The sequence below is a fragment of the Amycolatopsis silviterrae genome, assembly GCF_042684085.1.
GTDB lineage: Bacteria > Actinomycetota > Actinomycetes > Mycobacteriales > Pseudonocardiaceae > Amycolatopsis > Amycolatopsis silviterrae.
Map to the genome: position 1 here is coordinate 137,666 of NZ_JBHUKS010000005.1, position 26,469 is coordinate 164,134.

The 26,469-nt window shown below is 69.5% G+C and carries 26 protein-coding genes; 10 read left to right on the forward strand and 16 right to left on the reverse strand.

Translation table 11 applies throughout. The features are described from left to right. Positions 1 to 35: 35 nt before the first annotated feature. Genes ACFSVL_RS08835 through ACFSVL_RS08845 form a run of 3 tightly spaced genes read right to left on the reverse strand, consistent with a single transcriptional unit; the run spans position 36 to position 5,599 of the window. The gene (locus ACFSVL_RS08835; RefSeq protein WP_378302267.1) at positions 36 to 1,865 is read right to left on the reverse strand and encodes a beta-galactosidase; all 1,830 of its coding nucleotides are present in this window, start codon (positions 1,863 to 1,865) and stop codon (positions 36 to 38) included. Positions 1,866 to 1,876: 11 nt separating this feature from the next. Continuing rightward, a complete protein-coding gene (locus ACFSVL_RS08840) occupies positions 1,877 to 3,748 on the reverse strand; it encodes a beta-N-acetylglucosaminidase domain-containing protein (protein ID WP_378302268.1) in 1,872 nt (623 codons plus the stop codon). 9 nt (positions 3,749 to 3,757) lie between these two features. Further along, positions 3,758 to 5,599 (reverse strand): alpha-L-fucosidase, encoded by a 1,842-nt coding sequence (locus ACFSVL_RS08845; protein ID WP_378302270.1) that lies wholly within the window; start codon positions 5,597 to 5,599, stop codon positions 3,758 to 3,760. A 217-nt stretch (positions 5,600 to 5,816) separates the two neighbouring features. Between ACFSVL_RS08845 and ACFSVL_RS08850 the strand changes: the two genes are divergently transcribed. Then, positions 5,817 to 6,650 (forward strand): 8-oxoguanine DNA glycosylase OGG fold protein, encoded by an 834-nt coding sequence (locus ACFSVL_RS08850; protein WP_378302272.1) that lies wholly within the window; start codon positions 5,817 to 5,819, stop codon positions 6,648 to 6,650. Here ACFSVL_RS08850 and ACFSVL_RS08855 read toward each other — a convergent pair. The 4 genes from ACFSVL_RS08855 to ACFSVL_RS08870 all read right to left on the reverse strand — a co-directional run bounded on the left by ACFSVL_RS08855 (position 6,647) and on the right by ACFSVL_RS08870 (position 11,492). Next, on the reverse strand, positions 6,647 to 7,672 hold the full coding sequence (locus ACFSVL_RS08855; RefSeq protein ID WP_378302274.1) for an alpha/beta fold hydrolase: 1,026 nt from the start codon (positions 7,670 to 7,672) through the stop codon (positions 6,647 to 6,649). The genes ACFSVL_RS08850 and ACFSVL_RS08855 overlap by 4 nt on opposite strands. 343 nt (positions 7,673 to 8,015) lie before the next feature. Beyond that, on the reverse strand, positions 8,016 to 9,077 hold the full coding sequence (locus ACFSVL_RS08860; protein ID WP_378302276.1) for an aldo/keto reductase: 1,062 nt from the start codon (positions 9,075 to 9,077) through the stop codon (positions 8,016 to 8,018). 25 nt (positions 9,078 to 9,102) lie between these two features. Then, positions 9,103 to 9,981, reverse strand: coding sequence for an aldo/keto reductase (locus ACFSVL_RS08865; RefSeq protein ID WP_378302439.1), 879 nt, complete (start codon positions 9,979 to 9,981; stop codon positions 9,103 to 9,105). Positions 9,982 to 10,025: 44 nt separating this feature from the next. Further along, positions 10,026 to 11,492 carry a DHA2 family efflux MFS transporter permease subunit gene (locus tag ACFSVL_RS08870; protein ID WP_378302278.1) on the reverse strand — a complete coding sequence of 489 codons (1,467 nt, stop codon included), beginning with the start codon at positions 11,490 to 11,492 and terminating at the stop codon, positions 10,026 to 10,028. Positions 11,493 to 11,624: 132 nt separating this feature from the next. On the opposite strand from ACFSVL_RS08870, the gene ACFSVL_RS08875 reads away from it, so the two are divergent. The 4 genes from ACFSVL_RS08875 to ACFSVL_RS08890 all read left to right on the forward strand — a co-directional run bounded on the left by ACFSVL_RS08875 (position 11,625) and on the right by ACFSVL_RS08890 (position 14,634). Beyond that, positions 11,625 to 12,542 (forward strand): LysR family transcriptional regulator, encoded by a 918-nt coding sequence (locus ACFSVL_RS08875; RefSeq protein ID WP_378302280.1) that lies wholly within the window; start codon positions 11,625 to 11,627, stop codon positions 12,540 to 12,542. A 72-nt stretch (positions 12,543 to 12,614) separates the two neighbouring features. Beyond that, complete coding sequence (locus ACFSVL_RS08880; protein WP_378302282.1) at positions 12,615 to 12,911, forward strand: hypothetical protein; 297 nt, start codon at positions 12,615 to 12,617, stop codon at positions 12,909 to 12,911. Next, complete coding sequence (locus tag ACFSVL_RS08885; RefSeq protein WP_378302284.1) at positions 12,908 to 14,077, forward strand: BREX system ATP-binding domain-containing protein; 1,170 nt, start codon at positions 12,908 to 12,910, stop codon at positions 14,075 to 14,077. The genes ACFSVL_RS08880 and ACFSVL_RS08885 overlap by 4 nt, the downstream gene beginning before the upstream one ends. A gap of 323 nt (positions 14,078 to 14,400) precedes the next feature. Then, entirely contained in the window at positions 14,401 to 14,634 is a 234-nt protein-coding gene (locus ACFSVL_RS08890; RefSeq protein ID WP_378302286.1) for a hypothetical protein, read from the forward strand. Positions 14,635 to 14,733: 99 nt separating this feature from the next. Here ACFSVL_RS08890 and ACFSVL_RS08895 read toward each other — a convergent pair whose 3' ends face one another. Genes ACFSVL_RS08895 through ACFSVL_RS08905 form a run of 3 tightly spaced genes read right to left on the reverse strand, consistent with a single transcriptional unit; the run spans position 14,734 to position 17,046 of the window. Next, entirely contained in the window at positions 14,734 to 15,246 is a 513-nt protein-coding gene (locus ACFSVL_RS08895) for a GntR family transcriptional regulator (protein ID WP_378302288.1), read from the reverse strand. Positions 15,247 to 15,298: 52 nt separating this feature from the next. Next, a complete protein-coding gene (locus ACFSVL_RS08900; RefSeq protein WP_378302290.1) occupies positions 15,299 to 16,210 on the reverse strand; it encodes an NAD-dependent epimerase/dehydratase family protein in 912 nt (303 codons plus the stop codon). A gap of 50 nt (positions 16,211 to 16,260) precedes the next feature. Then, entirely contained in the window at positions 16,261 to 17,046 is a 786-nt protein-coding gene (locus tag ACFSVL_RS08905; RefSeq protein ID WP_378302291.1) for an SDR family NAD(P)-dependent oxidoreductase, read from the reverse strand. A gap of 101 nt (positions 17,047 to 17,147) precedes the next feature. Between ACFSVL_RS08905 and ACFSVL_RS08910 the strand changes: the two genes are divergently transcribed. Continuing rightward, positions 17,148 to 17,762, forward strand: coding sequence for a TetR/AcrR family transcriptional regulator (locus ACFSVL_RS08910; RefSeq protein WP_378302293.1), 615 nt, complete (start codon positions 17,148 to 17,150; stop codon positions 17,760 to 17,762). A gap of 27 nt (positions 17,763 to 17,789) precedes the next feature. On the opposite strand, the gene ACFSVL_RS08915 is transcribed toward ACFSVL_RS08910, so the two are convergent. Beyond that, complete coding sequence (locus tag ACFSVL_RS08915; RefSeq protein ID WP_378302295.1) at positions 17,790 to 18,137, reverse strand: hypothetical protein; 348 nt, start codon at positions 18,135 to 18,137, stop codon at positions 17,790 to 17,792. A gap of 295 nt (positions 18,138 to 18,432) precedes the next feature. Between ACFSVL_RS08915 and ACFSVL_RS08920 the strand changes: the two genes are divergently transcribed. Together ACFSVL_RS08920 and ACFSVL_RS08925 are read left to right on the forward strand one after the other, a co-directional pair. After that, the gene (locus tag ACFSVL_RS08920) at positions 18,433 to 18,621 is read left to right on the forward strand and encodes a hypothetical protein (protein WP_378302297.1); all 189 of its coding nucleotides are present in this window, start codon (positions 18,433 to 18,435) and stop codon (positions 18,619 to 18,621) included. Beyond that, the gene (locus ACFSVL_RS08925; protein ID WP_378302299.1) at positions 18,618 to 18,869 is read left to right on the forward strand and encodes a hypothetical protein; all 252 of its coding nucleotides are present in this window, start codon (positions 18,618 to 18,620) and stop codon (positions 18,867 to 18,869) included. Before ACFSVL_RS08920 ends, ACFSVL_RS08925 begins: the two co-directional genes overlap by 4 nt. Before the next feature lie 258 nt (positions 18,870 to 19,127). On the opposite strand, the gene ACFSVL_RS08930 is transcribed toward ACFSVL_RS08925, so the two are convergent. Next, positions 19,128 to 20,594: a chlorohydrolase family protein gene (locus tag ACFSVL_RS08930; protein WP_378302301.1), complete on the reverse strand. Its 1,467-nt coding sequence runs from the start codon at positions 20,592 to 20,594 to the stop codon at positions 19,128 to 19,130. A 135-nt stretch (positions 20,595 to 20,729) separates the two neighbouring features. Between ACFSVL_RS08930 and ACFSVL_RS08935 the strand changes: the two genes are divergently transcribed. Then, positions 20,730 to 21,386: a GntR family transcriptional regulator gene (locus tag ACFSVL_RS08935; protein WP_378302303.1), complete on the forward strand. Its 657-nt coding sequence runs from the start codon at positions 20,730 to 20,732 to the stop codon at positions 21,384 to 21,386. Positions 21,387 to 21,537: 151 nt separating this feature from the next. Here the strand turns inward: ACFSVL_RS08935 and ACFSVL_RS08940 are convergent, their stop codons facing one another. The 4 genes from ACFSVL_RS08940 to ACFSVL_RS08955 form a co-directional block, all read right to left on the reverse strand. Continuing rightward, a complete protein-coding gene (locus tag ACFSVL_RS08940) occupies positions 21,538 to 22,749 on the reverse strand; it encodes an amidohydrolase family protein (protein WP_378302305.1) in 1,212 nt (403 codons plus the stop codon). A gap of 102 nt (positions 22,750 to 22,851) precedes the next feature. Beyond that, positions 22,852 to 23,688, reverse strand: coding sequence for a class II fructose-bisphosphate aldolase (locus ACFSVL_RS08945; protein WP_378302307.1), 837 nt, complete (start codon positions 23,686 to 23,688; stop codon positions 22,852 to 22,854). Next, positions 23,685 to 24,566: a 1-phosphofructokinase family hexose kinase gene (locus ACFSVL_RS08950; RefSeq protein WP_378302309.1), complete on the reverse strand. Its 882-nt coding sequence runs from the start codon at positions 24,564 to 24,566 to the stop codon at positions 23,685 to 23,687. Before ACFSVL_RS08950 ends, ACFSVL_RS08945 begins: the two co-directional genes overlap by 4 nt. A 6-nt stretch (positions 24,567 to 24,572) precedes the next feature. Beyond that, positions 24,573 to 25,400: an SIS domain-containing protein gene (locus tag ACFSVL_RS08955; RefSeq protein ID WP_378302441.1), complete on the reverse strand. Its 828-nt coding sequence runs from the start codon at positions 25,398 to 25,400 to the stop codon at positions 24,573 to 24,575. A gap of 223 nt (positions 25,401 to 25,623) precedes the next feature. Here ACFSVL_RS08955 and ACFSVL_RS08960 point away from each other — a divergent pair, with 223 nt between their 5' ends. After that, positions 25,624 to 26,412, forward strand: coding sequence for a DeoR/GlpR family DNA-binding transcription regulator (locus ACFSVL_RS08960; protein ID WP_378302311.1), 789 nt, complete (start codon positions 25,624 to 25,626; stop codon positions 26,410 to 26,412). Positions 26,413 to 26,469 lie beyond the last annotated feature (57 nt).

Here is a 26,469-nt window from a genome sequence, read left to right on the forward strand (position 1 = left end):
TTCGCTCTCGCCGGCGAGCCCGGCCGCTTCCCCGGTCAGCCCAGGTCCGCCTCCGGCCGGATCTCGATCGTTGTCCCCGGGTGATGCAGCTCCAGCACCACCAGCTCGTTGCGCCCCTTCCGCCACAACGACTTCGGCGCGTACAGCGTCTTCTGCGGCCCGATCTTCCAGTACCGGCCCAGATTGAAGCCGTTCAGCCACACGACGCCCTTCTCCCAGCCGGGCAGGGCCACGAAACCGTCGGCCGGGTCGGCGATCACCGCGGTCGCGCGGTGGAACACCGGGCCGGGTCCGGGTTCCGCGGCGGCGAACCGCAGCCGGGACAGGTCGTCGAGCGGCAGCGGGCGGATTTCCCAGCCGAACAGTTTCTGCTGGGTGTTCATCGCGACCCAGCCGTCGATGCCCTTGCGGTCGGCGAGGTACGGGCCGTAGTTCACCCGGCCCATCGCGTCGACGAGGATGTCCAGCCGCGTCCGCGGTTTCTCCAGTTTCAGGTCCAGCGTCGCGTCCGGATGGTTGCGGTCCAGCACGCCCAGCTGCACCCCGTCAACGAAAACCAGCGCCCGGTCCGCCAGGCCGTGGATGCTCAGCGGGCCGGAATGCGGGCCCTGCACCGTCGTACGGTAGTGGATCAGGCCGGTCGACTGGCCAAGCCGTTCCATCGGCACCGGCTGCGCCGAACGGACCACAGTGGACAGTGCAGGCAGCGAGTCCAAAAGGGACACTGACTCGCCAGGGGGCACGGTTTGCGCAGGCAGCCGCGGCGAGCGAGCTGGCGGCGGGACGGCCGGGAGCTTGGTGTACTTGGTGATGACTGGCTGCAGCGCGGCGAACTTCGCGCCGACATCGCCTGCCTCGCCGACCGGGGAATCGTAGTCGTAACTGGTCACGGTCGGCTGATACTGCGTGCCGGAAGTGTTGGCACCGGCGGTGAATCCGTAATTGGTGCCGCCGCAGGCCATGTACAGGTTGACTGACGCCCCGGTGGCCAGCAGCTGGTCGATGTGGGCGGCAGTTTGCCCCGGATCGGTCGTGTGGTGCGCTTCGCCCCAGTGATCGAACCAGCCGTCCCAGTACTCCGCCATCATTACCGGGGCACCAGGGCGGAACGCCTTCAGCGCGGCAATGCTCGGCGCCGGATCTCCGTCGCCGGTCCCGACTTCCAAGGTGCCGGGCAGTTCACCGAAGCGCATGAAGAATTCGGAAGCACCGTCGGCGACGAAAAGCAGGCTGGTGATCCCCCGCGAACGCAGGCTGTCCCGCAGGTGCGCGAGATAGCCGGTGTCATTGCCGTAGCTGCCGTATTCGTTTTCGATCTGCACGGCTACGACCGGGCCGCCGTGCTGCGCTTCCAGCGGGGCAAGCTGCGGGATCAGCTGGTCGTACCACGCGTCGACCGCCCGGAGATAAGCCGGATCGGCGCAGCGCAGTTCCAGGTTCCGGTCCGCGAGCAGCCAGGCGGGCAGGCCGCCGAACTCCCATTCCGCGCAAATGTACGGACTCGGCCGGACGATCACCTGGAAGCCGAGTTCTCCGGCGAGCCGGATGAACGCCGCGAGATCGCGCGGGCCGCGGAAATCGGCGCGGCCCGGCGTCGGCTGGTGGAAATTCCACGCTACATAGGTTTCGACGGTATTGAGGCCCAGCGCTTTCAGCCGGGTCAGCCGGTCGCGCCACTGGTCCGGGCGCAACCGGAAATAGTGGATCGCGCCGGACACGATCTGGAACGGCTTGCCGTCCAAAAGAAACCGGTCGCCGGACACGCTCAGCCCGCGCCGGCCCGCCGCACCCGCCGGTCCGGCGAACACCGTGCTCGCGGCGACCGCGGCCGCGCCGCCGAGGAAACTCCTCCTGCTCACGTCCATCCCTCCCCCGCTCAGCCGACCGTCGCCGCACGGACCTGGACGAGGAACGCGTCGAGCACGCCGTCGCCGACGAGCGCCTGCCGCACGCCCCATCGGTTGCTGTTCCCCGTCTTCACCGCCTCCGCGCGCTTGACCAGCGCGTCCGCGGTGGCGGTCAGGCGTTCGGCCGTGGTGTCGTCCCCGCGCGTCGCCGCGGCGAGGGCGTCCAGCCGGGTCACCATCGCGTCGCCCCACAGCGCGGTCGCGTCCAGCCACGGACTGGCCTCTCGGACGAACGCGCTCTGTACATGTCCATCCCGGATTACGTTGGGAGCATTGCGGATCTGTTCAGCGTACGAACGCAACTTGCCCAGCGCACTGTGCTCGCCAGCGTTCCAGCGCTGCCAGAAGTCGGCGACGCGAGCGGCGAGCACCGGTGCCTGCGGCTGCCACGGCGTGGGCCCGAAGACCGGTGCCAGGTGTTCGAGATCCGCGAAGACCTTGAGTGCCGCCGTCGCACGCTCATCGCCGCCCGCGAGCCTGCCCAACGCCTGCGGCCACGACCGTTCCGGCGAGTAACCAGCGTCGTTCCAGGAGAAGTCCGCGACGCCGAACTCCGCGATCTCGCTGGCCGCTTCCTGGTTCATCGGATTCGAGACGATCCCGTTGAGATACTTCGACAGTCCCGCTTCGCGATGCGCGTACGGCGCGAGCAGCAGTCGTCCGGCCGACTGGTCGAAGTCGTTGACCGGGTAGTTGTCCCAGAGGAACACTTTCCGTCCATACACAGTGGACACTTGCTGGGCTTCGTCGTTCTTCACACTCGGCGGCACGACCGCGGTGCCGGTCCATTGCACGACCACGGACGGATCAAGGTGCTCCCGCAGCTCCGTTTTGTACGGTGAATCCGCCAGATCGCTGTACTCGGTCGGCACTGTCTGCAAAGGACGGACGCCGTCGTGGGTCCGCACGAAGTTCTTGGTGATCTCATTCAGCAGCGAGACCTGCGCCTTGCCCGCGGCGGCCTGGCCGGGTGCCCCGAACGCCTTCTGGTCGGCAGCGCAATTCCACTTGGTGTACGAGATGTCGTCGAACGGCAACGAGAACGACCGCACGCCGAGGTCGTAGACAGACTGGAACTTCGCCTTCACCGCCGCGACGTCCTGCGGCGACGAGAAGCAGATCGACACCCCGGGCGACAACGCATAGGTGAAGTCGACGTGATTAGCGTTCGCCGCCTGCACCAACTGCCGAAGGGTCGCCAATTCCTGCTGCGGATACGGATCCCGCCATCGCGCGCGGAGGTACGCGTCGTCTTTGGCGCTGTAGATGTACGTGTTCGCCTTGGTCTCGCCGAGGAAGGCGATCTGCCGCAACCGGTCCTCGTTCGTCCACGGTGGACCGTAGAAGCCTTCAATCGACCCGCGCAGCGCCATGTTCGGCCAGTCCCGCACTGCGACGCCGCTCACCGCCCAGCCGTGTCCATTTCGGACGAACAGCTGCCGCAGCGTCTGCACACCGTAGAACTGCCCGGCACCGTCCCGGCCGTTGATCGTCACACCGTCGCGCCGCACAGCAAGGGAATACCCCTCGGCCTGCGCCGGCGCATCCCCGCTATTGCCGAGCCGGACGACGAACCCGCGTTGCGAACCGGTGCTGATCTTCTTCACCCCGTGCTGTTTCAGCAGGGAAATCAGCAGGTCTTTCGCCGGTCCGTCAGTGCTTCCGTCAGTGGCGAGCGCGACCGCCGACGGCAACGTGACGTCCGCGGTGTCACGGTTGATCTGTTGCGGCGTAGGAGAAACGACGGGCACCGAACCCGGCCGCGCGGCAGCGGGCTGGACCATAGTGAGGGCACTCGTCGCGACAACAGCGGCGAGCCAAGCTCTGCGGCGTACAGTCATGGCTTCCTCTCAGGCGGCGGGAACAGTGCGGTACAACGCGAAAGCAGCCAAATACGGCGTCGCCCGCGATTGGGTGACGACCACGCGCAGGTGGCTAGCGGTGACCGGCGACGGGAGCGTGACGAGGCGGTTGGCGCCGATCGTCGTGACAGTCGCGATCGTGCGCCAGGAACCGTCCACTTCGGCCTGCACCGTCGCGCCCTCGACGTGCTGGCCGCGAGTGATGTCCTCCCCCAGGCGAAGCTGATCGAACGTAACGGCCTTCGGCAGCACGACGTCCATCGTCCCGGCGAGCGCACCGCGCGGCGGCGACCACGACGTCGTGAGCGAGGAGTCCGTGACCGCGCTCAACCCCCGCGCACCGGCGGCGAGATTCTGCGCCTGCGTCCTGGCGATGGCCTGCCCGAAGGACGCCAACGCGGCGACATCAGCCGGAGCGACCCGGCCGTCCGGACCCGGGGGAACGTTCAGCAGCAGCGATGCATTACGACCCACCGAGGCACGGTACAGCTCGACGAGCTGCGCGGGCGTCTTCGGCTGTTCGTCCGGGTGATAGAACCAGCCCGGCCGGATCGACACGTCGGCCTCGGCCGGAGCCCATTCCAGATACCGCACGGACGGGTCGGCGAGCACCTGCCGGGACCCGAGGTCGGCTCCCTCCGCGCCGCCAACGAACAACTCCTCGTTGTGCGCGGTGTTCGGATTCCCCGTCGTCGGCAGCGCGCTCCACTCGGTCTGGCGGGCCTGACCTTTCTCGTTGCCGACCCAGCGGACGCCCGCCGGCCCGGCGAACGTGACCGTGTCCGGCGACAGCGCGTGGATCATCCGGAACCAGGTCGTGAAGTCGTAGTTTTCGCTGATTCCGTTGCCGCGCCAGGGATTTGCCCCGTCCAGCCACAGCTCGTCGATAGGCCCGTACTGCGTGAACAGCTCGTAGATCTGGTTCAGGTAGTAGGCGTTGTAGTCGTCCTCGGTGACGGTGAACTTCGGCAGCTTCCCGGCCGCGAGTGCCGCGGCCCGGTCGTCATCGGGGACCAGCGACGGAATCGTGCGCACCTTCGCCGCACTCCCTGTGCCGTACCGGCCCTGCCCGGCAGGCGTATTCGCCCGGTCGTCGTAGGTGGCCTGCTCCTCGATGCTCAACGGCTGCCCCGCAGCGACCTTCGCCTCGACCCGTTTCACCTGGTCGGCGAAGAACTGCGCGGGCAACTCAGCCCCATCCGCCGGCGACAGGTACACGCCAACCTTCAGCCCGGCCTTCCGGGCGGAATCAACGTAGTCACGCAGAATGTCCCCGCGCGGATTGGCGCAGCCAGCGGCGCGGACCTGCCAGTACGCGGACGGATCCTGCGCACGACCGCTCTGCGCCGCTGCACGGGCTTTCGTCACAGCGTCGTCGGCGCACCCAGGCGTGACCCACCAGGGGCTCGCGATGACAGAGTGGTTCGTGTAGCGCGTCGGGTAGAGGACGAAACCGTCGTGATGCTTCGCGGTCAGCATCACCTGCGTGACGCCAGCCGCTTTCATCGAGCGCATCCACTGCTCGGTGTCGACTGCCGGGGGCGCGAACGTCGACTCCTTTTCCGCGCCGGAGCCCCATTCCCGGTCGGTGAAGGTGTTCATGCCGAAGTGCGTGAACGCGGTGACCGGCCGCTGCTGCCAGGCGATCTGCCCAGACCGCGGCACGGTCGCGGCGGCCTTGGCGAGAATCCGGTCCATGCCGTCGCATGCCCGCACGGTCTGGATCGCCGCGGGCCGGACCGGTCCGTGGCAGCCGGTTCTTTCCGCTGGGACAGCCGTTCCCCCGGCCGCCAGTACCGCGGCTAACGCCAGGCTCGCGGGAATCGACACGGCGGTCCTCCTGTCGGATCCGTGACCGAACGGTGACGGCGGGGAGCGTAAGACGGGCATCCATCGGATGTCTAGACCTGATCGGCGGAGCCACCCCCGCTTTCACCCAGGCGCCGGGGCTTGGATCACACCTGTTCCAAGCTCTGGCGCTCCCCTCTGCTGACCCTGCTGCGGATCACCAGTGATCTGATGGGTCGCGATGGAGTACCAAGGTCGGATGGGACATCCAGGCACCCCGGTTCCGGCCGCGCTGACCAGCACCGTCCGGCGCTGGCGGGAGGAGGGCGAACCGGCCCAGCCAGCCGTCCGCTGGTCCCGCGACGCCTGGCGCAAGCACTTCCCGGACCGCCACGCGTTCCTCGACGCCCTGCCCGACCGCGTCGACCGCGCCGAAGCCACCCGGCACGCAGCACACGCAACGACCCCTGCAGGCGCGGAACAGGCGTTCCTGGCCGCGATGATCTGGGGATACGGCCGCGTCGGCTACGGCCCCTGGCGCACCGCACGCGTACTGTCCGAAAACCCGGACGCACCCGCGCGACTGGCGGAAGTAGCACTCGTCGCCCGGGAACACGGCGGGCTGGCGGCTTTCCGCGACCTGGCCAGTGGGCCGCTGCGTTACCTCGGAGTCGCTTTCGGCACGAAGTACCTGCGGTTCGTCACGGCCGCCGCCGGGCAGGCCAGCGCCCCGATCCTGGACGCCGTCGTGCGCCGCTGGCTCGCGACGCACACCGGCCTGCGCCTGACGATCGACGAATGGCGGCCCGCGAGCTACGAAAAGTACGTCGCGCTGCTGACGTCGTGGTCCGTGCAGCTTGGGCTGGCCGCGGACACGGTGGAGGAACTGATCTTCCGGTCGGCGGTGAGCCAGGGCCAGTGGAGCGAGTCGTGGGCTGGCGCCGAGGAGACGACGGGCCAGGCGCAAGTCGCGCTGCTCGAACTGGAGCGGCTGTTCGACACTGCGGATGCCGGGTCAGCGCGGGAGGCTCGGCCGCACTTGGACGAACTGCACCGCCTCATCCAGCGCGGCTGGACCCGCCCGCAGGGCTAGCCGTTGAGGAACCGCTCCAGCTCCCCCGTCACGAACTGCGGATTCTCCTCCACCAGCCAATGCCCCGCCCTCGGCACGTCCGCCGCTTGGACGATGTCGGTCAGCCGCGGGACCACAGTGGACCGAATAGCGTCAAGCTGCCCTTGCGCAGTCAGGAGCAACGTCGGCACCTTCACCGGCCCCGCCGCCACCGTGTCGCGGACATCCTTGTCCAGCGCGCGATAAAGCTCGAAACCACCAGACAACACCGACGGGCGGCTATACGTCCGGGCATACTCGGTGATCTCGGCATCAGTGAACGGGGAACGGTCCGAGGTGCCGCCGAACGCGGTCCCGCCAAAGGAAACCTGCGGGTAGAACAGCGCGAGGTATTCGCGGACGTCGTCCCCCACGACCGCCTCGGGAACCCTTCGCTGGGAATGGAAAGCGATGTGCCAGCTCAGCGACCGGTAAGTGGTCGCGTTGATCGCCGGCCCCGGCAATGGCAGGTCGAAATATCCGAGGCGGGAGGTGTCGCCCGGGAATTGGCTGGCGTACTGGAAGGCCACCGCCGCACCGAAATCGTGCCCTACGACGGCGGCGTTCCGGATTTTGAGCCGTTCGGCGATCAGAGTGTGCACGTATCGCGCGAGAGTGGCCTTGTCGTATCCGGTCGGGGTGCCGGTGCTGTCGCCGAGGCCGGGGAGGTCGATCGCGTAGACGGTGTGGTGTTTCGCGAGGGCGGGCATGACCGGCCACCAGCCGTACCAGGTCTGGGGCCAGCCGTGGACCAGCACGACCGGACTGCCGCTTCCGCCGGTGACGTAGTGCATGCGAACGCCGTCGACGTCGGCGAACTCGTGCCGGAACGTGCGCTGGAACGCCGGGTCGTTCTGGGTGGCGACGGCATACGGCTGCGGCTCGGCGGAGGTTGGCGTCGAGCAGGCCGCGGTGCCGATCACGAGAAGGAAAGAGAGGGCGTAGGCCGCGATGGTGCGGGATCGCTGAGTGCGGCGAGACAACGGCGGGGGTGCGGTGATCATGCGTTCCTGTCCTGGGAAAGAGCGAGGCCGGCGTCGGAGCGCGACGCCGATATGGCCCCAGTCTCGCCAGCCGTGCTGCGCCGTGACACGGAAAATTGCCGGTTCGGCAAGTCGGTCTCGAGGCCGGATGAGTGCTGGCGCCAGGACCGCGCCGCTGGACCGCCCGTCATTCCGCCGCGCCGAATCGCACCTCTCAAGCGCGGGCCCGTCCCGCCTGATGTCTTTGCGCCCCAACGGCCCCGCCCATCGCGAAGCGACGGCGCGCCAGGCGGCTGCCCGCCCTGCCGGAAGGTGACCGGCCCCCGCCTGGGGGTCGCGGGGGCCGGTCGGTCTTCGCGCGGGTTCAGGTCTCGTCGTTCACCGCGCGGCGGGTCGTGGAGCGGCGGTCTTCGATGTCCTGCCACCGATCCCCGTAGACCACCTCGGTGATCGCCGGGTGACGCAGGAATTCGTGCGGGAAACCGAGAGAGGGAGCGCTGACTTTGTCCAGTCTGGCCAGGTGCTCGCCGGTCAGGTCGAGCTCGAGGCTGGAAAGGTTGTCGGCCAGCTGGGATTCCTTGGTCGTGCCGATCACCGGGATGACGACGCCGGGACGAGCGCGCAGCCACGCCAGCGCCACGGCGGCCGGGGACCCGCCGCACTCCTCCGCGACCGCGACGACCTCGCGGACCGCGGCGCCGGTCGGCTCGCCCGCCGAATTCCAGCCCGCTACCCGGTTGAGCCTGCCGTCCGGAGCCGAGCGCAGGTACTTTCCGGTCAGCGCGCCCTCGGCCAGCGGCCCCCAGGCCAGGACTGCCAGGTCGAGACCGCGTGCCATGGGCAGCAACTCCCGCTCGGCGGTGCGGCCGAGCAGGTTGTACCGCATCTGCACCCCCGCGAAGGGGGTCCAGCCGCGCAATTCGGCCATCGTGACGGCCTGGGCGATTTCCCAGGCGAACCAGTCCGACACGCCGACATAGCGGACTTTGCCCGCGCGGACCTGGTCGTCGAGCGCGCGCATCACCTCCGCGACCGGGGTGAAGGTGTCGCGCGCGTGCACCCACAGCACGTCGATGTAGTCGGTGCGGAGCCTGCGCAGGCTGTCCTCCAAAGAGGACATCAGGTTCTTCCGGTGGTTGCCTGCCGAATTCAGGTCGCCGGGGCGGGTCATCGAGGTGAACTTCGTCGACAACACGAACCGGTCGCGGCGCTTCGCCAGCAACTCGCCGAGCATCGACTCCGATGTTCCGTCGGTGTAGTTGTTCGCGGTGTCGACGAAGTTGCCTCCCGCGCCCGCGAACCGGTCGAGAACCCTCGCGCTGGTCTCGCGCGGCGCTCCCCACCCCCAGTCCTCCCCGAAAGTCATCGTGCCCAGGCACAGCTCGGACACGCGCAGACCGGTCTTGCCGAACAGCGTGTAGCGCATCGCTCCCCCTCGGACGGCCGGACGGTCAAGCCGCCGGCGGTGTCATCGCCGACAGCGCGGCGTAGATTTCGTCGTCGAGCCGGACCGCGCCGGCAGCGCAGTTCTGCTCCAAGTGGGCCAGCGAACCGGTACCCGGGATGGCCGCCATCACGGGCGACCGGTGCAGCAGCCACGCCAGAGCCAGCTGAGCGGGGGCGAGACCGGTTCTCGCCGCGAGGTCCGCGAGCGGGCCGCCGGAAACCGCGAGGTCGCCGGTGTTGAGGGGAAACCACGGCAAAAAGCCGATTCCCTCCTGCTCGCAGTAGTCCAAGACAGCTTCGTGTTCCCGGTCGGCGACGTTGTACCGGTTCTGCACCGAGGCGATCGGCGCCGCGCTCCCGGCACGCCGCAGCTCGGCCACGCCGACTTCCGACAGTCCGATGTGCCGGATCTTGCCCTCGGCGCGCAATTCGGCGAGCGCGCCGACGGAATCCTCCACCGGCACGTCCGGGTCGACGCGGTGCAGCTGGTAGAGATCGATCGTCTCGACCCGGAGCCGGGCCAAGCTGCCCTCGACGCCGGCGCGAAGAAACTCGGGCCTGCCGTTCGGGACCAGCGTGTCGGCGCTCGGACGGTGGATGCCGCCTTTGGTGGCGATGACCAATCCGGACGGGTACGGGTGCAACGCCTCGCGGATGATCTCTTCGGACACGTGCGGCCCGTACACCTCCGCGGTGTCGATCAAGTCCACGCCCAGCTCGACAGCCCGGCGGACGACCGCGCGAGCCTCCTCTCGATCGGCGGGCGGGCCCCAGACGCCCGGGCCGGTGACCCGCATCGCTCCGAATCCGAGCTGATGCACGGGCAGGTCGCCGCCGAGCAGGACGACTCCGCTCGCCGCGGCGGGGCGATCGGTCTCCGTCATGGTCACCATGGACGAGTTCCTCTCCGGATTGCGGGTGGGCCGGCTCAGGCCGCGGGCTCGCGGTTCTTCCCGGCGAGGACGGGGACCAGCAACAGCGATGCCAGCGACAGCACCGGACTGGCGACCAACGCCCACGTGAACGCCGTGCTGTAGCTCGCGGGGTCGGTGGCCGAGCCGAGGACCGTGAAGAAGATCAGGCCGATCACCGCGACTCCGAAGGCCACGCCGACCTGCATGAGGGTCTGGATGACACCGGACGCGGAGCCGGCGTCGCGCTCGGGAACGTCGTGGAGAGCGGCCCCGATCAGCGGGCTGACGCCCAGACCCTGGCCGAGGCCGATCACGAACATCGCCGGCGCCAGCAGGAGACCGGTCATGCCGGCTCCCGCGACGATGACGCAGGCCAGCAGGATGACGTTGCCGACGACGTTGACCGCGTAGCCCAGGGTCAGCACGTGGTGGCCCGCTTTGCGCTGAATGCGCGGAGCCAGCATCGACCCCAGGCCGAACGCCACCGCCAGCGGGCTGAAGGTCAGTCCGGCGTACAGAGCGGAGTGCCCCAGGCCGTTCTGCAGTTGCAGCGGCAACAGGAAGAACAGTCCGCTGTTGCCCGCGAAGAAGATCAACGCGATCGCGTTGCCCGCGCTGAAGGTGCGGATCCGGAACAGCGACGGCGGCACGAGGGCGAACCGCCCTCGGTCGGTGCGGCGCTGCTCGTAAGCCAGGAACGCGGCGAGCACGGGCGCGGCGAGCACGAGGAGCACGATGATCCAGACGGGCCATCCGAACTCGCGGCCCTGGATCAGCGGGAACGTCAAGAGCGCCAAGGTGACGGTCAGCAAGCCCAGCCCGGGCAGGTCGAGCTTGGGGCGGACGGTCGCCCGGGTCCGGGGCAGCGAGATCGCCGCGAGAGCCAGAGTGGCCAGCCCGACCGGAACGTTGATCAAGAAGACCGCGCGCCAGCCGAGGCCGAACAGGTCAGCCTCGACGAGCAGTCCTCCGACAAGCTGGCCGGCGACCGACGCCAGCGAGATCGTGGCTCCGTAAACGGCGAACGCGGTGGCCCGTCGTTTGCCGGTGAAGCTGATCTGCAGGATCGACAGCACCTGCGGGTACAGCAGTGCGGCTCCGACCGCCTGCACGACGCGGAACACCACCAGCATGGCGGGGTTCGGGGCGAGCCCGCAGGCCAGCGAGGCGATGCTGAACAACGCCGAGCCGATGAGGAACAGCTTGCGGTGACCGTGGATGTCGCCGAGCCTGCCCGCGAGCACCAGCAGCAGGCCGTAGACGAGGACGTAGCCGCCGATGATCAGCTGGATCTCGGAGAAACTGGCGTTGAGGTCGGTGCGAATGGCCGGAGTGGCGACGTTGACGATGAAGTCGTTCAGCATCGACAGGAACGTGCCGGTCATCACCGCCACCAGCATCAGTCGCTGGCGGCCGGTCAGGCCTGCCGGTTCGACCTGCTCGGCCCCGGCTCCCGGGGCCGTGGTCTGCGACGCGGACATCAGAGTGCACCTCTCGTGACGCGGATTGGCTTGCTGTTGTCGATCATGCTGCGGTCCGCGAGGCGGAACAATCGCCGAGTTGACAACGAGCGATAAGCTGGACTTAGCGATCGGCGGCATCGGGGGGCAGGGTTGGAACTGCGCGAGATCGAATGTTTTCTGGTGCTCGCCGAGGAGATACACTTCCGGCGCACCGCCGAACGGCTGCACCTTTCGGCCCCCCGGGTGAGCCAGACGATCCGCTTGCTGGAGCGCCAGGTGGGCGCCCCGCTGTTCGAGCGAACCAGCAGACGGGTCCGGCTGACGTCGCTCGGCGAGCAGTTCTACCGGGAAATGCGTCCCGCGTACCAAGAGCTGCACCGGGCGTTCGAGCGGGTCGCTTCCGCCGCGCGGGAGGTCGACGGCCTGCTGCGCCTGGGATTCCTCGGCTCGGCGGCCAACGAGCTGACCGCCGACATTCTCGGCCGCTTCCAGGCCCGTCACCCCGGCTGCCGGGTGACGATGAGCGAGGTGCGGTGCGCCGATCCGCTCGGCCCCCTGCGCGCAGGCGACGTCGACATGCTGATCACTCGCCTGCCGGTGCACGAAGAAGACCTGACGGTGGGCCCGGTCCTGCTGTCGGAACCGCGAATGCTGGCGGTCCCCGTGGGCCATCCCTTCGCCCGCCGGGAGTCGGTCAGCGTCGAGGACCTGGCCGAGGAGACAGTGGTCGACGTCGCGGGCCCGGCCCCCGATTACTGGTGGGAGTTCCACGCGCCCACGCGCACGCCCAGCGGCAAGCAGATCCAGCGCGGGCCGGCGGTGGCCACCTTCCAGGAACTGCTCGCCCAGATCAGCACCGGTCTCGGCGTCTCGCCGGTGGTGGAGTCGGTGTCCCGCTACCACGCGCGTCCCGACGTCTCCCTGGTCCCGATCCGGGACCTGCCGGACTCCGAGGTGGCCCTGGTGTGGCGCACGAACGCGGAGACCGCGCTGCTGCGGGCATTCGCCTCCGTCGCCGCGGAGGTGACGGCGGAAGCCGGCCGGGCGTTGATCCGGTCCACGGCCTGACCGCTCACCCGGCCGCACGTTCGTCCCCGGCGAGGCTCGCAGAGGTCGGCATCGGCAGCCGGGTTGCCCGGGATGGTGCTCCGGGTCGACGTCAGCAAGCTGGGGCTGACCCGCCGGTCTTCCGGAACCTTCTACACGAAGGCGATGGCGATCGACGCCTACGAGGTCCTGCGCCAGTTCGTGGACGCACTCGGCGATCTGAACGGCGTGCTCCTGGTGGTGGTGCTGCCGCGGGCGCTGGCATGCGACCGCAGGCGCGGGCTTCCGGCCTACCGCGCGTTGTATCAGCGAGTGGTCAGCGAAGTGGCGGACCGGGAACGGCCGAATCCGTACGCCGGCCTGGTCCAGGTCGGCGCGACAGCCGCATGAACCACACAGAGCAGTTCCGGGCCCGTACGGCCGTGGAATGCCTGCGCGCCGGAGTGCCCAACGCAGTGGCGGTGGAGCTGCTCGGCACGGGGCAGCCCCGGATCGGGACGGCGTTCGATCAGCTGCTGCGGCAAGTCGACGACGGCGGCACCGCGGCGATGAGCGTCGGCGGCGGTTTCGGGGCGGGCAAGAGCCACTTGCTCACCGGCCTGCGCGATGTGGCGCTGCGGACCGGACACGTGGTCAGCACGGTCGTGGTCAGCAAGGAAACGCCGCTGTGGGACCCGGTCAAGGTAGCGAAGACCGCCCTGACCTCAGCCTCGGCCCGGACCCGGCGCGGCCCCGTGCTCGAAGAACTCGCGGCCGGGCTGGATCCCGAGGGCCAGCGGTACCGAGATCTGCTCGGGTGGGCGGAATCCGGGGAATCCTCGCTGGACGCGCGATTCCCCGCGTCGCTGCGACTGCACGCCGAGGCCAGCGCCCGCGGCGAGGACACCGCCGGCGCGATCGAACGGTTCTGGTCCGGCGACCAGCTCCCCGCGACGGAGCTGAACCGGGGCCTGCGGGCGCACGGACTCGGCCGGACCCGGTTCGAGCGGGTGCCCCCGGCGGAGCTGGCCAGGCAGCGGCTGAGGTTCGCCCACCGGCTGATGACCCTGTCCGGCTACCAGGGCTGGGTCGTGCTGTTCGACGAGGTCGAGCTGGTCGGCCGGTATTCCCCGCTGCAGCGCTTCCGCGCCTACTCCGAGATCGGCCGCTGGCATCTGGGCCTGGACCGGATGACCTCGATCGGCTCGGTGTGGGCGATCACCGAGGACTTCGGAGCGGCGGTGCTGGACGGCAAAGGCGACCGGGCCGAACTCGCCAGGCGGGTCAAGGAGCAGGGCCGCGAGGCGGCAAGCCAAGCCGCGACGGGCATGGCGGCGCTGGACCGGGACGTGCTGCTGCTCGACCGCCCCGACGGCACCGCGCTCGGCAGAGCCTACCGGCGCATCCGCGACCTGCACGGACTCGCGTACGACTGGACGCCGCCGGACGTGCCGGGGCTTCCGAGCGGAAGCACTCACCAGTTCCGCCAGCACGTGCGCGGGTGGATCAACGAGTGGGACCTGGTGCGCTTGGATCCCGGCTATCGGCCGCGGACCGTGTTGAACGATCTCTGGTAGCCCGCCGATCGAAGCGCGGAGCGGCACATCAGCCGGAGCGAGATCAAGCCGATGCCATCGGGTTCTTTCCGCCAGACGGCCAGCACGCTCGCACCGGTGTGATCTCAAGGCAGCGAGTCCTTGATCATGTGCTCCAGCTTCGCCGGCGTCCCCCCGGCCGTGGCACGGAAAATTGCCGTTCCGGCAAGGTTGCGCCCGATGCCCGATCGATCAACCCTTTTATCCGAACAGGCACGGACGGGTTCGGGGCGTTTCGGGCCGGGTAGTGATCGTTCAGGGACGGTCGCCAGCCAGCGCGATCGCCGGAACCGGAGGGATTGTCCATGAACGTGCGGAAACTCGCCGCGACCGCAGCCGTCTGCCTCGCCATCACCGGCGGCTCGCTGCTCCTCAGCGGGACCGCGTTCGCCAGCCACCTCGAATACCAAGGCCCTTACGACACCCCGGACCAATGCGTCCAGGCGCTGCGCGCGCTCCCGCCGGACCCCACGGTGGACGGCGCCGAGTGCATTCCCATGAACGGCAAGCACTACATCGAGATCTCGCACACGAACTGAGGCCGCGGGTTTCCCCGGTTTTCGAGCCGGGGAAACCCGCCGCTCAGGCCTCGCCGCGCCCCAGCCCGCGCGAATGCCGTCCGCTCTCCATGTGCTCCATCAGCAGCGATTCCACGGCATCCACGTCCCGCCGGGCGATCGCCTCGTACAGCTCCCGGTGTTCCCCGCCACCCGTTCCAGGTCCTCGTGCTGGCCCAGCAGCCACCGCATCCGGCTGCGGAGCGTGAGTTCCAGCTCGTCGAGCAGTTCGTTCCCCGCCATCGCCGTTACGGCCTCGTGGAAATCGGCCGCCGCGCGGCGGGCCGTCACCGCGTCTCCGGCGGCGGCCGCCGATGTTTCCTCGTCCAGTGCGGCACGGAGCTGCTCCAGCCCGGCGCGCGAGTGGCGGGTCGCCGCGAGCTTGAACGTCAGGACTCCCAGCGCCGCGCGCACTTCCTGCAGGTCCGCGATGTCGCTCGCGGTGAACTCCCGCACCGGAACCCGGCTCACGCCGAGGTCCGCAGCCAGGTCCCGTTCGACGAGCTTGCTGCCCGGCTTGCGAGCCCCGTCCAGGATCTCGTCCCGCAGCCGCCGGACGACCCGCTCCGTCTCGGATTCGACGCCCTGTTCCATCCGGCCACTCTCGCACCGCCGCCCGGACCGTCCACTGTGGCCAGGGCAGTGCTCAGCGAGGATTCGCCTTCCGCCACGCCGCGTAGTCCGCCACCGCCGCCCGCACGTCGAACTCCGGCGCGAAGCCCGTTTCCTCGCTGAGCCGCGAAATATCCAAGTACGGCCCGGTTTCCCCACCAGGCTGAAGCCGATCCGGCACCCCTGGCGCGACCTCCGCCAGCGCCTCCGCGAACTGCCGGTTGGTCACTGGCCGCCCGCTCGACACGTTGTACGTGTCGTACTTCAGCGAAGGCGCCGTCGTCAGCAACGCGATCGCGCGGCCGGCGTCCGGGGCGTAGCAGCAGTCGAAGCCTTCGTCCGCGATCAGCGAGCGCGGTGTTTCCCCGCGCAGTCCCGCGTTGAGGTACGACGGAATCGGGAAGAACGGCGACTCCGGGTCGACCAGCGGCCCCCAGACTGTCCCGATCCGCAGCACCACCGGCTCGACGCCGCTCCCCCGCAGGCTGTGCGTCGTCAACGGCTCCACAGCCTTCTTGAACGCGACGATCAGATGCGGCAGATCCGCGGTCGGCAGCGGCAGATCCTCGTGCCAGCACGGTTCGTCGCGTCCGATGTAGACCCCGAGGCTGCTCGCCACCGCGAACCGCCGCACCTGCCACGTCCGGGCCGCCTCCAGGGCGTTGGTCAGGCCGGCGAGGTCCGTCCGGAAGAACGCGACCGGGTCCTCGCCGGGGATGCTGCCCGCCAGGTGGACGATCGCGCTGATGTCGTAGCGGTCGCCGAGCGCGAGGAACGCGTCCCGGTCGGTCACGTCGAGCGTCTCCACGGCGACCCGGCCGGCCAGGAACGAGGGGACTTCAGTCCGCCGGTGCCCGGTGACGAGCACGTCTTGCCCGAGGTCGGCGAGCGCCCGGGCGGTGTGTGCGCCGATCATGCCGAGACCGCCGGTCACGAGAATTGTCATGCCGCGAAGCTATGATGCGACCGGCCGCCGGTTCTTGAACAAAACGCGCATCAGAAGTGCGTGCCGCCGTCGATGCGGACCTCGGTGCCGGTGATGAACGCGGCGTCCTCGCTGGCGAGCATCGCGACCACCGACGCGACCGTCTCCGGGCCGGCGAAACCCTGGCCCAGCGCGGGAAGCAGCTTGCCGAGCAGGGTGAAATCGGCGTCCTCGGGGAAGCCGGGGCCGACGCTCTGCTTGCTCTGGCCGCTGCCGTCGGTCATGCCCGACGAGATCGAACCGGGCTGCACGGCGGTGAACCGGATGCCGTCCTTCGCGTACTCGGACGCCAGCGCGTGCGTCATCGACTGGATGCCGCCCTTGCTCGCCGCGTACGCCGCCATGTACGGATGCGCGAACATCGCCGACGTCGAACTGAAGTTCACCACCGCGGGCGCGGAACCCTCGCGCAGCGCTGGGATCGACTCGCGGATCACCAGGAACGTGCCGACCAGGTTGACGCGCAGCACCTGCTCGAACGCCTCGAGCGGCATCTCGTGGGTGTGCGCCGACCGCAGGATGCCCGCGGCGTTGACCAGCGCGTCCAGCCCGCCGAGCCGCTCGACCGCCGCCGCGACTCCGGCCTTGACCGACGCTTCATCGGCCACGTTCACGACCACGGTGCCCAGCCGGTCCCCCACGTCGCCCGCCTTCTCGACGGTGTCCGCGAGACCCGCTTCGCTCACGTCGGCGGCGATGACGCGCCCGCCCTCGGCCAGCATCCGCAGGACCGTCGCCTGCCCGATCCCCGAGCCGCCTCCGGTGACCAGCACGCGGCGTCCTTCGTAACGGTTCATAGTCCGCTCCTTTCCTCCACTGGTCACATTACGCCTAAGTGACAGTTTGTGCCACCTTGACTCCTGGCGCAGGACTGGCAGATGTCCGGTATCGTTGTCCGGTGAGCGGAAAGCCCCCGACCCTGACAGAACGGCGCAAAGCGGCGACGCAGCTCGACATCGCCCGCGCCGCCGCCCGGCTGTTCACCGAGCATGGCGCACAGGGAACGACCGCGGAAGCGATCGCCGCGGCGGCGGGCGTCGCGCCGCGCACCTTCTACCGTTACTTCCGCACCAAAGAGGACGCGGTCGCGCCGCTGCTGGTCGTCGGAGCCGATTCGTGGCGCGAGCACCTCGCCGCCACCGCCGAAGGAACACCGCTGCTGAAGGCGGTCGAAGACGCGATCCGCAAGACGATCTCCGCCGCCGACGCCGCCCCGGAATTCAGCTGGACCCGAGGCCTGCTGCGCGCCGCGAGCGGGGACGATTCGGCACTGGCGGCCGTGTGGCACCGGGTGAACGGCGAATCCGAAACCCGGCTGCGCCCGGTGCTGGCCCGGCTGGCTCCGGAGACGGACGACGTGACGGTGCATCTGGTTGCGGCGGCGGCGACGGACGCGATCCGGATTTCGCTGGAGATCTGGGCTGGGACGGACGAGAAGGCGGCGCCGGTGGAGCTGGCGGTTCGGTGTTTTCGTCGGTTGTCGGGCGGGGTCGTGAGTGGCGATCGCGGTTAGAACCGTGATCGCCACTCACGACACCCCTCAACGGAACTCGTGCACGACCTCGATCTCGCCGACCAGGTGCGCGTTGAACTCCGCCAGCTCCTCCGCGGGCACCCACAGCTCCAGGATCGTTTCGCCACCCGCCTGCCGCACCGGATAGCGGTCGAGGAAAGCCGTCTCCACCCGGAAACGAGTCACGTACCCGGCGCCGTCGAAGCGGACGTTCCAGTCCCGCGCGATCTTCACCGCGTAGTCCTCGTTCAGCACCGGATAGAAGATCGGCTGGTCCGGCAGCCGCGGCGGCCACGCGCGCCAGCCGGACTGGCGCACCAGTTCCAGCTCGGCCGGACCGGTCGGGCGCCACAGTTCCGTCGTCGCGTTGTCCATTGCGTCCCCCTTTCCACGGCACGGTAGCTGTCGGCCACCCGCACGGGCGACCGGTTTTGCTCCGGTCTACCAAAGCTCGACTCCGGCACGGCAGTCGCGCCAGCCGTGTCCAAATCGGACAAACACCCCGTCGCCCAAAGCTTCCACCGATGCCAGAAGATCCAACGACGCCCGGCACAGTGGCGAGCCCGCATCGTTCCCGCCCGCACCCTTGACAACCCGCCACCAGCCGCACTTATGGTATACCAAACAACGAAGGGTGTGCGCGCTGAAGCGTTCCGCAGTGGTGGCCGCGGTGGCCTTCACCCCCTACGTGGCGATGATCGCCGGCCTGCCCTGGTTCAGCGGCGGCGGCCGGGTCTGGCTCCTGCCCGAGATCGGGTTCTGGATCCTGCTCTGGGTGGCCCTCACGCCCGCCTTCCTCGCCGTCGCCGACCGCGTCCGGCGCACGGGTTCCGCCGAAACCGAGCAGGAGCAGCGGTGAACGCGGGCGCGGTCGTCGCGCTGGCCGTGGTGGCGCTGGCGGTGGTCATCGGACTCGCCGCGCGCGGCAGGAAGCAGATGGACCTCGAACAATGGACCGTCGCAGGCCGGTCCTACGGGACGCTGCTGTTCTGGGTGATCCGGTTCCGGTCTGCCGTCCGTCCACAAAGGAGCACACTTTCGGCAAAGCGCCCGGTTTATGCTCAGCGGCCCTGCGGGGTGCGCCGGGAGTGCGTCTGCCCAGGCTGAGAAGGACGTGCTGACTGCTGACCGACGGGCCGGGCGGGCGGGAGCGCGGTGTGCGGTCTGTGAGGGGCACCTTGGGGGAATCTGATTCCCTCAAGGTGCCCCTCACAGACTCACAGAAACGCCCAGATAGGCGTCAATCGTGCATTACCCCTAGGTTGGCGTCCCGCGTGGACAGTCGACAGGCTGAGGCCGCCCACCTCCAGCCCCTGGCATGGGACCACAAGTCCGGGAGGGGGCCCCTCACGGACAGCGGTCGGGTCACTCCCGGAACGCCGGGAAGGTCGGCGGGAACAACTCCCCCGGCTCCCGGCGTTCGACGTCCCGCTCCGAGTACGCGGCACGCATCTTCTCGAACAACGCCTGCGCACGACGGCGGAGGTCCTGCTCGTCGACGCCCGGCACGTGCCCGTCCACCAGCACCGGCTGGCCCGCGACGACGGAATGCGTTGCCTGGCGGGCGGTTCCGCTGAGCAGGAACGTCCGGATCGGGTCGTCCCGCACGCCGTCGCGCAGGTCGCCGACGTGGAACGCGACGAGGTCCGCCTGCGCACCCGGAGCCAGCTTGCCGAGGTCGTCGCGGCGAAGCGCGCGGGCACCGCCGAGCGTCGCGGCTTCGACGTACCACTCCGCCGGGGCCGCGTCGGCGCGGCCGTCCATCACCTTCGCCAACTGCACGCCGACGTCCATGCCGCGTACCAGGTCCGGCGGGAAGGAATCCGTGCCCAGACAGAGGTTCAGGCCTGCCTCGCGGTAGTCGCGGAAGGAGCGGAGTGCGTGGCCGTAGCGGAAGGAGGTGAGCGGGCAGTGGATCACCGACGCGCCGGCCGCGGCCAAGGTCGCGACGTCACCGCGATCCTCCCCGTGCACCTCGGGGTGGCGGTCAAGCACCTGACCGTGCGGGATCAGCAGCCGTTCGCCGAGCAGACCAGTGCGCTTGAGCATGTCCAACGGCGTTACGCCGTAACGGTCCAGGATCAATTCCCGTTCCAGAACGCCCTGCAGGCAGTGGAGCCGCACGAGGACGTCGCGTTGCCGCGCCGCGTCCGCAGTTGCGCGCATGAGGCCTTCGGCGAGAGTTTCAATGCGGCACGGAAGCAGCACACCGTTAACGAGCGGATCGTCGAGTTCCTTTGCGTGGTCGAGGAACCGCAGCGCGTCCGCTAGCCCCTCCTCGCCGCGACGCTCGTCGAAGGCGACCGTCCGCGAACCGTCCACAGTGGCCACATTGACGCCGGAACGGTAAGCCGGGCCGAGGTATCCGCGCAGCCCGAGGCTTCGTGAGAAGTCCGCCATCGCGACGAGTTCCTCGTAGGGTTCAGCCCAGGAAGAGTGGACCTCCGACGCGATCGGCATATACGTGGTGATTCCGTGCAGCGCCAGTTGAACGAGCGCGTACTCGCGAATGGTCTGCCGTTCCGCCGGGGTGAACACGTCGCGGCGGCGGTTCGCGAAGTAGTCCTCGGACCACTGCAACCCGGCCGCGCGGTCTGCGGCCGCCCAGGAATCGAGGACGAGATGGTCCACATCGGTCAGCGCGTCGAGGTCGATCAGGCCGGGAAGGACGAGCGCGTCGCCGAGGTCGACGTCCAGATCGGCGGTTCCGGCATACCGCGGGCCGACGTAGGTGACGACGTCGTTCTCCCAGACGACCTCGCCGTTTTCCAGCAGGGCGTGCTGTCCGTTCTGGTGGGCAAGCACGTGGCGGGCACGCCAGCGAGTGCGCATCGGAGTCCTTCCGCTCGGTGCATTTAGGTATACCAAACGACGGAACCTGGCGGCCAGACCTTGCCGGAGGCGGGTTTTTCCGGAAACCTGGAGGAAGGTTCGCCGATACTGTCGGTGACGGCGAGAGGGGATCGGATGGAGCCGGGTTTCGCGTCGGAGTCCGACCGCGTGACGGAACAGCTGCGCGACGAAATCCTCGACGGCGCGCGGGCTCCCGGCAGCAAGCTGGTCGAACGGGATCTGGCCGCGGAGATGGGCGTGAGCCGGGTGCCGGTGCGGGATGCGTTGCGGGCGCTGGGAAACGAGGGCCTGGTGACGCCGCGGCCGCGGTCGTGGTCGGTGGTGCGGGAGTTCACCGCGTCGGATGTCGCGGATCTCAACGAGGTGCGCACGGCGTTCGAGGGCTTGACGTTCCGGCTCGCCGCCCAGCGCCGCACCCGCGAGGGCCTGGCGCGGCTGCGGGAAGTGCTGGACGCGGAGCTGCAAGCCGCCCGTGCCGGCGACGCAGTCACCGCCCGCCGCGCGGCCGCGGACTTCCACGAGGTCGTGACGTCCCTTTCGGCGAACGAACTGCTCGGCGAACTGGAGCGGACGCTGCGCAGCCGGATGCGGTGGTTGCTCGGCCAGCACGACGACTTGACGGCCATGGCGGCGGAACACGAACTCCTGTACGAGGCGATCGTGGACCGCGATGTGGAGCGAGTGGAGCGGCTGGTGCTGGCGCATCTTGCGACGGGGACGAGCGAGGCGGCACGACGGCATTCGGCGGAGGGGGCTGCTTCGGCGGGGTGAGCCTTCGTCACCGCCGCCGCGCTGCCCTCACGCACCCCCGCATGGCCGCGCCCGGAGGTCCGTGAGGGGACCCCTGCGAGAATCAGATTCCGTCAGGGCGTCCCTCACGGACCTCCGCGGAAGCAGAGCGCGCGGCCTGGTCCGGCACCCGTCAGAGATCGGCGACCGCCAGCCCGTCCGCCACCACGACTCCGTTGTGCAGCACAGTCCGGTCCTTCCCACGGTCCATCACCGCACTGGTCGGAGTCTCGCCGTCCACCAGCAGCAGGTCCGCACGATCGCCAGCGGCCACTCCGGGCCGGTCGGTGATGCTCGACAGGCGGGGGACGTCGTGGCTCATGATCGACGCTCCGCCCATCGTCGCGACGGCCAGGGCCATTTCGATCAGCTCGTCGCGGCGGAAGCCGTGCGTGAAGGCCAGTTGCCAGGTGCGGTCGAGGAGGTCGCAGTTGCCGTACGGGCTCCAGTAATCGCGCTGCCCGTCCTCCCCCAGGCCGACGCGTACACCCGCCGTCGTCAGGTCCGCCAGCGACAGCTGCCGGTCGACGGACGGTGCGACGGTGGCCATCGCGATGTCCAGCTCCGCGAACGTGTCGATCAGGCGGCGGCTCACCGCTTCCGAAACCGAGCCCAGCTCGTAGGCGTGCGACATGGTCACCTTGCCGCGCATGTCCAGGGCTCGCGCCCGCTCGATCACCAGGTCGGTCGAGAACACGCCGAGATGTCCTGGTTCGTGCAGGTGGATGTCCACCTCGACGCCGTACTTCTCGGCCAGCCCGAACACGACGTCCAGGTGTCCCTTGGGATCCTTGTCCAGCGAACACGGATCGATCCCGCCGACCACCGACGCGCCCGAGCGCAGCGCGGCCTCCAGCACCTCGGCGGTGCCGGGTTCGCGCAGGATCCCGGCCTGCGGAAACGCCATCACCTCGACGTCCGCGTGCCCGGCGAACCGCTCCTTGGCCGCGAGGACGGCGTCGAGTTTTTCGAGCCGGCAATCCACGTCGACCTGCGCGTAGGTGCGCACCCGGGTGGTGCCGTTCGCGATCATCCGCTCCAGCGTGCCCGCGACGCGTTCGGGCAGCGGGACCTCGGCGTTCCGCCAGTTCTCGCGGTCGTTCAGCATCATCGCCCAGACGCCGGGGGCCCCGGTGTGCGGCCGGAACGGCAGGCCGATCCGCGTCGAGTCGAGGTGGACGTGCACGTCGCTGAACGACGGGAGCAGCAGCCGGCCGCGCCCCTCGACCGCGTCCGGGCCGGGCGCCGCCGCCGGATCGTGCGGCCGGACCGCGGCGATCCGGTCGCCGGCCACCTCGACGTCGCTGCGCTGACCGCCCCAGGGGCGGACGTCACGGATCAACACGGAGAGCACCTTTCTCGACGGGATCACTTTGGTATACCAAGAGTACCCGAGGGGTGCGCAGCGGGCCGGAGGGACGAGAGGTCACCGATCGGCTGACCGCGTTCAGCCAGCCAGCAATCGCAGGAGCCGAGCCGTCTCCGAGGCCACTGCGGTCCGTCCCAGCCGGACGTACTTCCGCGGGTCCACGGCCTCCGGCTGGTCCGCCAGGAACTGCCGCACCGACCGGGTGAACAAGCCGTTCAGGTGCGTCGAGATGTTCACCTTCGCCATCCCGCTGGCCACCGCGCCGCGCAGTTCCTCGTCGGACAGCCCGGACGAACCGTGCAAGACCAGCGGGACGGGGACGGCATCTCGCAACCGGGTCACCAGCGAACGGTCTACCTGGGCGGTCCGTTCCACCATCGCGTGCGAGGTGCCCACCGCGACGGCTAGGGCATCGACGCCGGTCGCGGCAACGAAGTCCGCGGCTTCGCCAGGGTCGGTGCGGGCACCGGGAGCGTGCACACCATCCTTTCCGCCGACCTCACCCAACTCGGCCTCGACCGCTATACCTGCTTCGTGGCACAGGTCGGCGATTTCCCGGGTCGTGCGCAGGTTTTCCGCGTAGGGCAGGCGAGATCCGTCGTACATGACGCTGTCGACGCCCAGTGCGATGCCTTCCCGGATCAGGGACGGGTCTTCGATGTGGTCCAGGTGCACCAGCACGTCGACGGACGCGCGCCGGGCGATTTCCAGCGACGCCACGGTGATCGGGGCGAGACTGCCGTGGTAGCGGACGCAGTTTTCGCTGATCTGCAGCACCACCGGCAAGCCCGCCTGCTGCGCGCCTTCGGCGATGGCCTCGGCGTGTTCCAGCATGATCACGTTGAACGCGCCCACCGCGGAGCCACGCGAGCGGGCGGCGGCCAGCAGCCGGGGCAGGTCGGGGCGGGTGATCATGGGGTGGCTCCGTTCAGGAATCGTTGGTAGGCGGGCAGATCCACCTCGCCGGCGACGGGGCGCAGGACGGCTGCGGCACCTAGTGCGGCGGCGGCGCGAAGGGCTTCGATCAGGGGGCGGCCGGCAGCGAGGGAGGCGGCTAGTCCGGCAGTCGCGGCGTCGCCGGCGCCGGTGGGGTTGCCGTGCACGTCGGGGATGGCGGGGACGGTCAGGACGCTGTGTCCGGTGTAGGCGGCGATCCCGTCGGCTCCGCGGGAGACGACGACTTGCCGGGCACCCAGGCGGAGAAGTGCGGCGGCACCGGCGGCCTCGTCAGCGGCGGACGTGGCGGCGAGCAGTTCGGACTGGTTCGGCTTCACGACGGCACCGGCCCGGGCCGCGGCCAGCAATGCCGGACCGGACGCGTCGACCAGCGTCGGCACCCCGGCTTTCCGGGCGATACCGACCCAGTCGGCGACCAGGTCCGGCGAAGCGCCGCGCGGCAGGGAGCCGGACACCACCAGGAAACCGGACACGCATTCGGCCAGACGCGCGCCGAAGGCCGTCCATTCCTCTTCGGACACTTCCGGGCCGGGTTCGGTGTAGACGGTCGGGTGGCCGTCGCCGGCGATCGTGACGGTGGTGCGGTTTTCGCCGGAGATCGGGACTGCGTCGAAGGGCACGTCCAGCGCGTTGCCGAGCCACCGGCCCGCGTCGCCGCCCAGCGGGAGCACCGCGCGGACCGGGACATCCAGCGCGGCGAGCACGCGCGCGACGTTCACGCCCTTGCCGCCGGGGCGGCGCAGCACCTCCCGCACCCGGTTCGTGTCGCCGGGCAGGTGGGTGCCGATCCGGTAGGTGACGTCGACGGCCGGATTCGGGGTCAGGGTGACGATCATCGGGAATCAGGCGAGGATGACTGAGCGCGTGAGCGAGCGCGGGCGGTCGGGGTCAAGGCCGCGCCGGGCGGCCAGCGCGACAGCGAAGCGCTGCGCCACCACGAGGGCGGCCAGCGGGTCGAGGTCGTGGTGCACGAATCGCGCGCCGGTGCGGGCGACGTCCTCGGCCAGCCCGGCGGGGGCCGGGCCCAGCGACCACACGAGACGGCCTGGTTGCGCGATCGCGATCGGGCCGTGCCGGTAGTCCATGGCGGGGTAGGACTCGGCCCAGAACTGTGCTGCCTCGCGCGTTTTCAGGGCGGCCTCGTAAGCGAGCCCGACAGCGGGGCCGCGGCCGACGAAGGTGACCTGTTCGGCGTCGAGGAGGTCGTCGATCGGCTCGGCCAATGCTTCGGCGCAGGCCGTCGCCAACTGCTCGACGTCGTCGCCGAGACCGGCGCGCAGCAGGGCGAGCGCGGTGGTGGCGAACCGGGTCTGTACAACGGATTTCTCGTCGGCGAAGGACAGCTCGACGACCTCGTCCGCGAGCGCGGCAGCGGGACTGTCGCCGACCGCGGTGATCAGCACGGTGCGCTGCTCGGGCATGGCGGCGAGCAGGTCGATGATCTCGGTGGTGGTGCCGGAGCGGGAGATCGCCACGACGCGGTCGTACTCGCGCGACGCCGGGTATTCGGAGCCGGCGAAGGCGTCGGTGACCCCGTGGCCGCGTTGTTCGCGGGCGACGGCGTAGCTCATCGCGATGAACCAGCTGGTGCCGCAGCCGACGACCGCCACCCGTTCGCCCGGCTGGGGCAGGGCAGCGGACGGGGCGAGGGCGGCGGCCGCGCGCCACATCTCGGGCTGGGACGCCAGTTCAGCGGCGACGAAGGGGGCATCCGGAAGGGAGGACACGGGATGGAGGCCTTTCGATCCAAGGGGACGTGATCACTTCCGTCACCATACTTGAGCACTTTTGCTCAGTCTACGACTTAGAGTGCAGATTCAATCAGCCGAGCGCTCGATCCTGGACTCTAGGATGAGCGGCGGACCGCCCCCGACCAGGAACGAGAGACCCGGCATGACGCCCCAGCAACGCCTGAACGCCCTGCTCGAATTGGTGAGCGAACGGGGCAATGTCACGATCTCGGAGATCGGCAGCGCGCTCGACGTCTCCCCCGCGACCGCGCGGCGGGACCTGACGATCCTCGTCGACCAGCGGCTGATCACGCGCACCCACGGCGGGGCCGCCGCACTGGGCACCGGCTACGAACTGCCGCTGCAGTACAAGATCGCCCGGCAGGCCGAGGCGAAGACCGCGATCGCCGCGCGCGCCGCGGACCTGGTGCAGCCGGGCGAAACCGTCGGCATCAACGGCGGCACCACGACCACCGAGGTCGCCCGGGCGCTCGGCAAGAGCGAGCGGTTCATCCGCGCCGACGGCGAAGCGGGGCTGACCGTCGTCACCAACGCGCTCAACATCGCCTACGAGCTGTCCGTGCGCGCGCACGTCAAAATCGTCGTGACCGGCGGCGTCGCCCGCCGCCAGTCCTACGAACTGGTCGGCTCGCTCGTGTCGGACGCGCTCTCCGCGTTCGCGCTGGACACGGTCATCCTCGGCGTCGACGGGCTGAGCGCGCAGTACGGCGCGACCACGCTGCACGAGGGGGAAGCCGACGTCAGCAGGCATTTCAGCCAGGTCGCCCGGCGCGTGATCGTGGTGGCGGACGGGACCAAGCTGACGAAGGCGACGTTCGCCCGCATCTGCCGGCTCGACGCGATCGACGCGCTGGTCACCGACGCCGACGTGCCCGCTTCGTTCGCCGCCGACCTCGCCGCGGCCTCGGTGGAGCTGGTCGTGGCCAGGTGACCGATCCCGTCGTTGCGCATTTCTGATTGATTTGCCATGATGCAGATCAATATCACG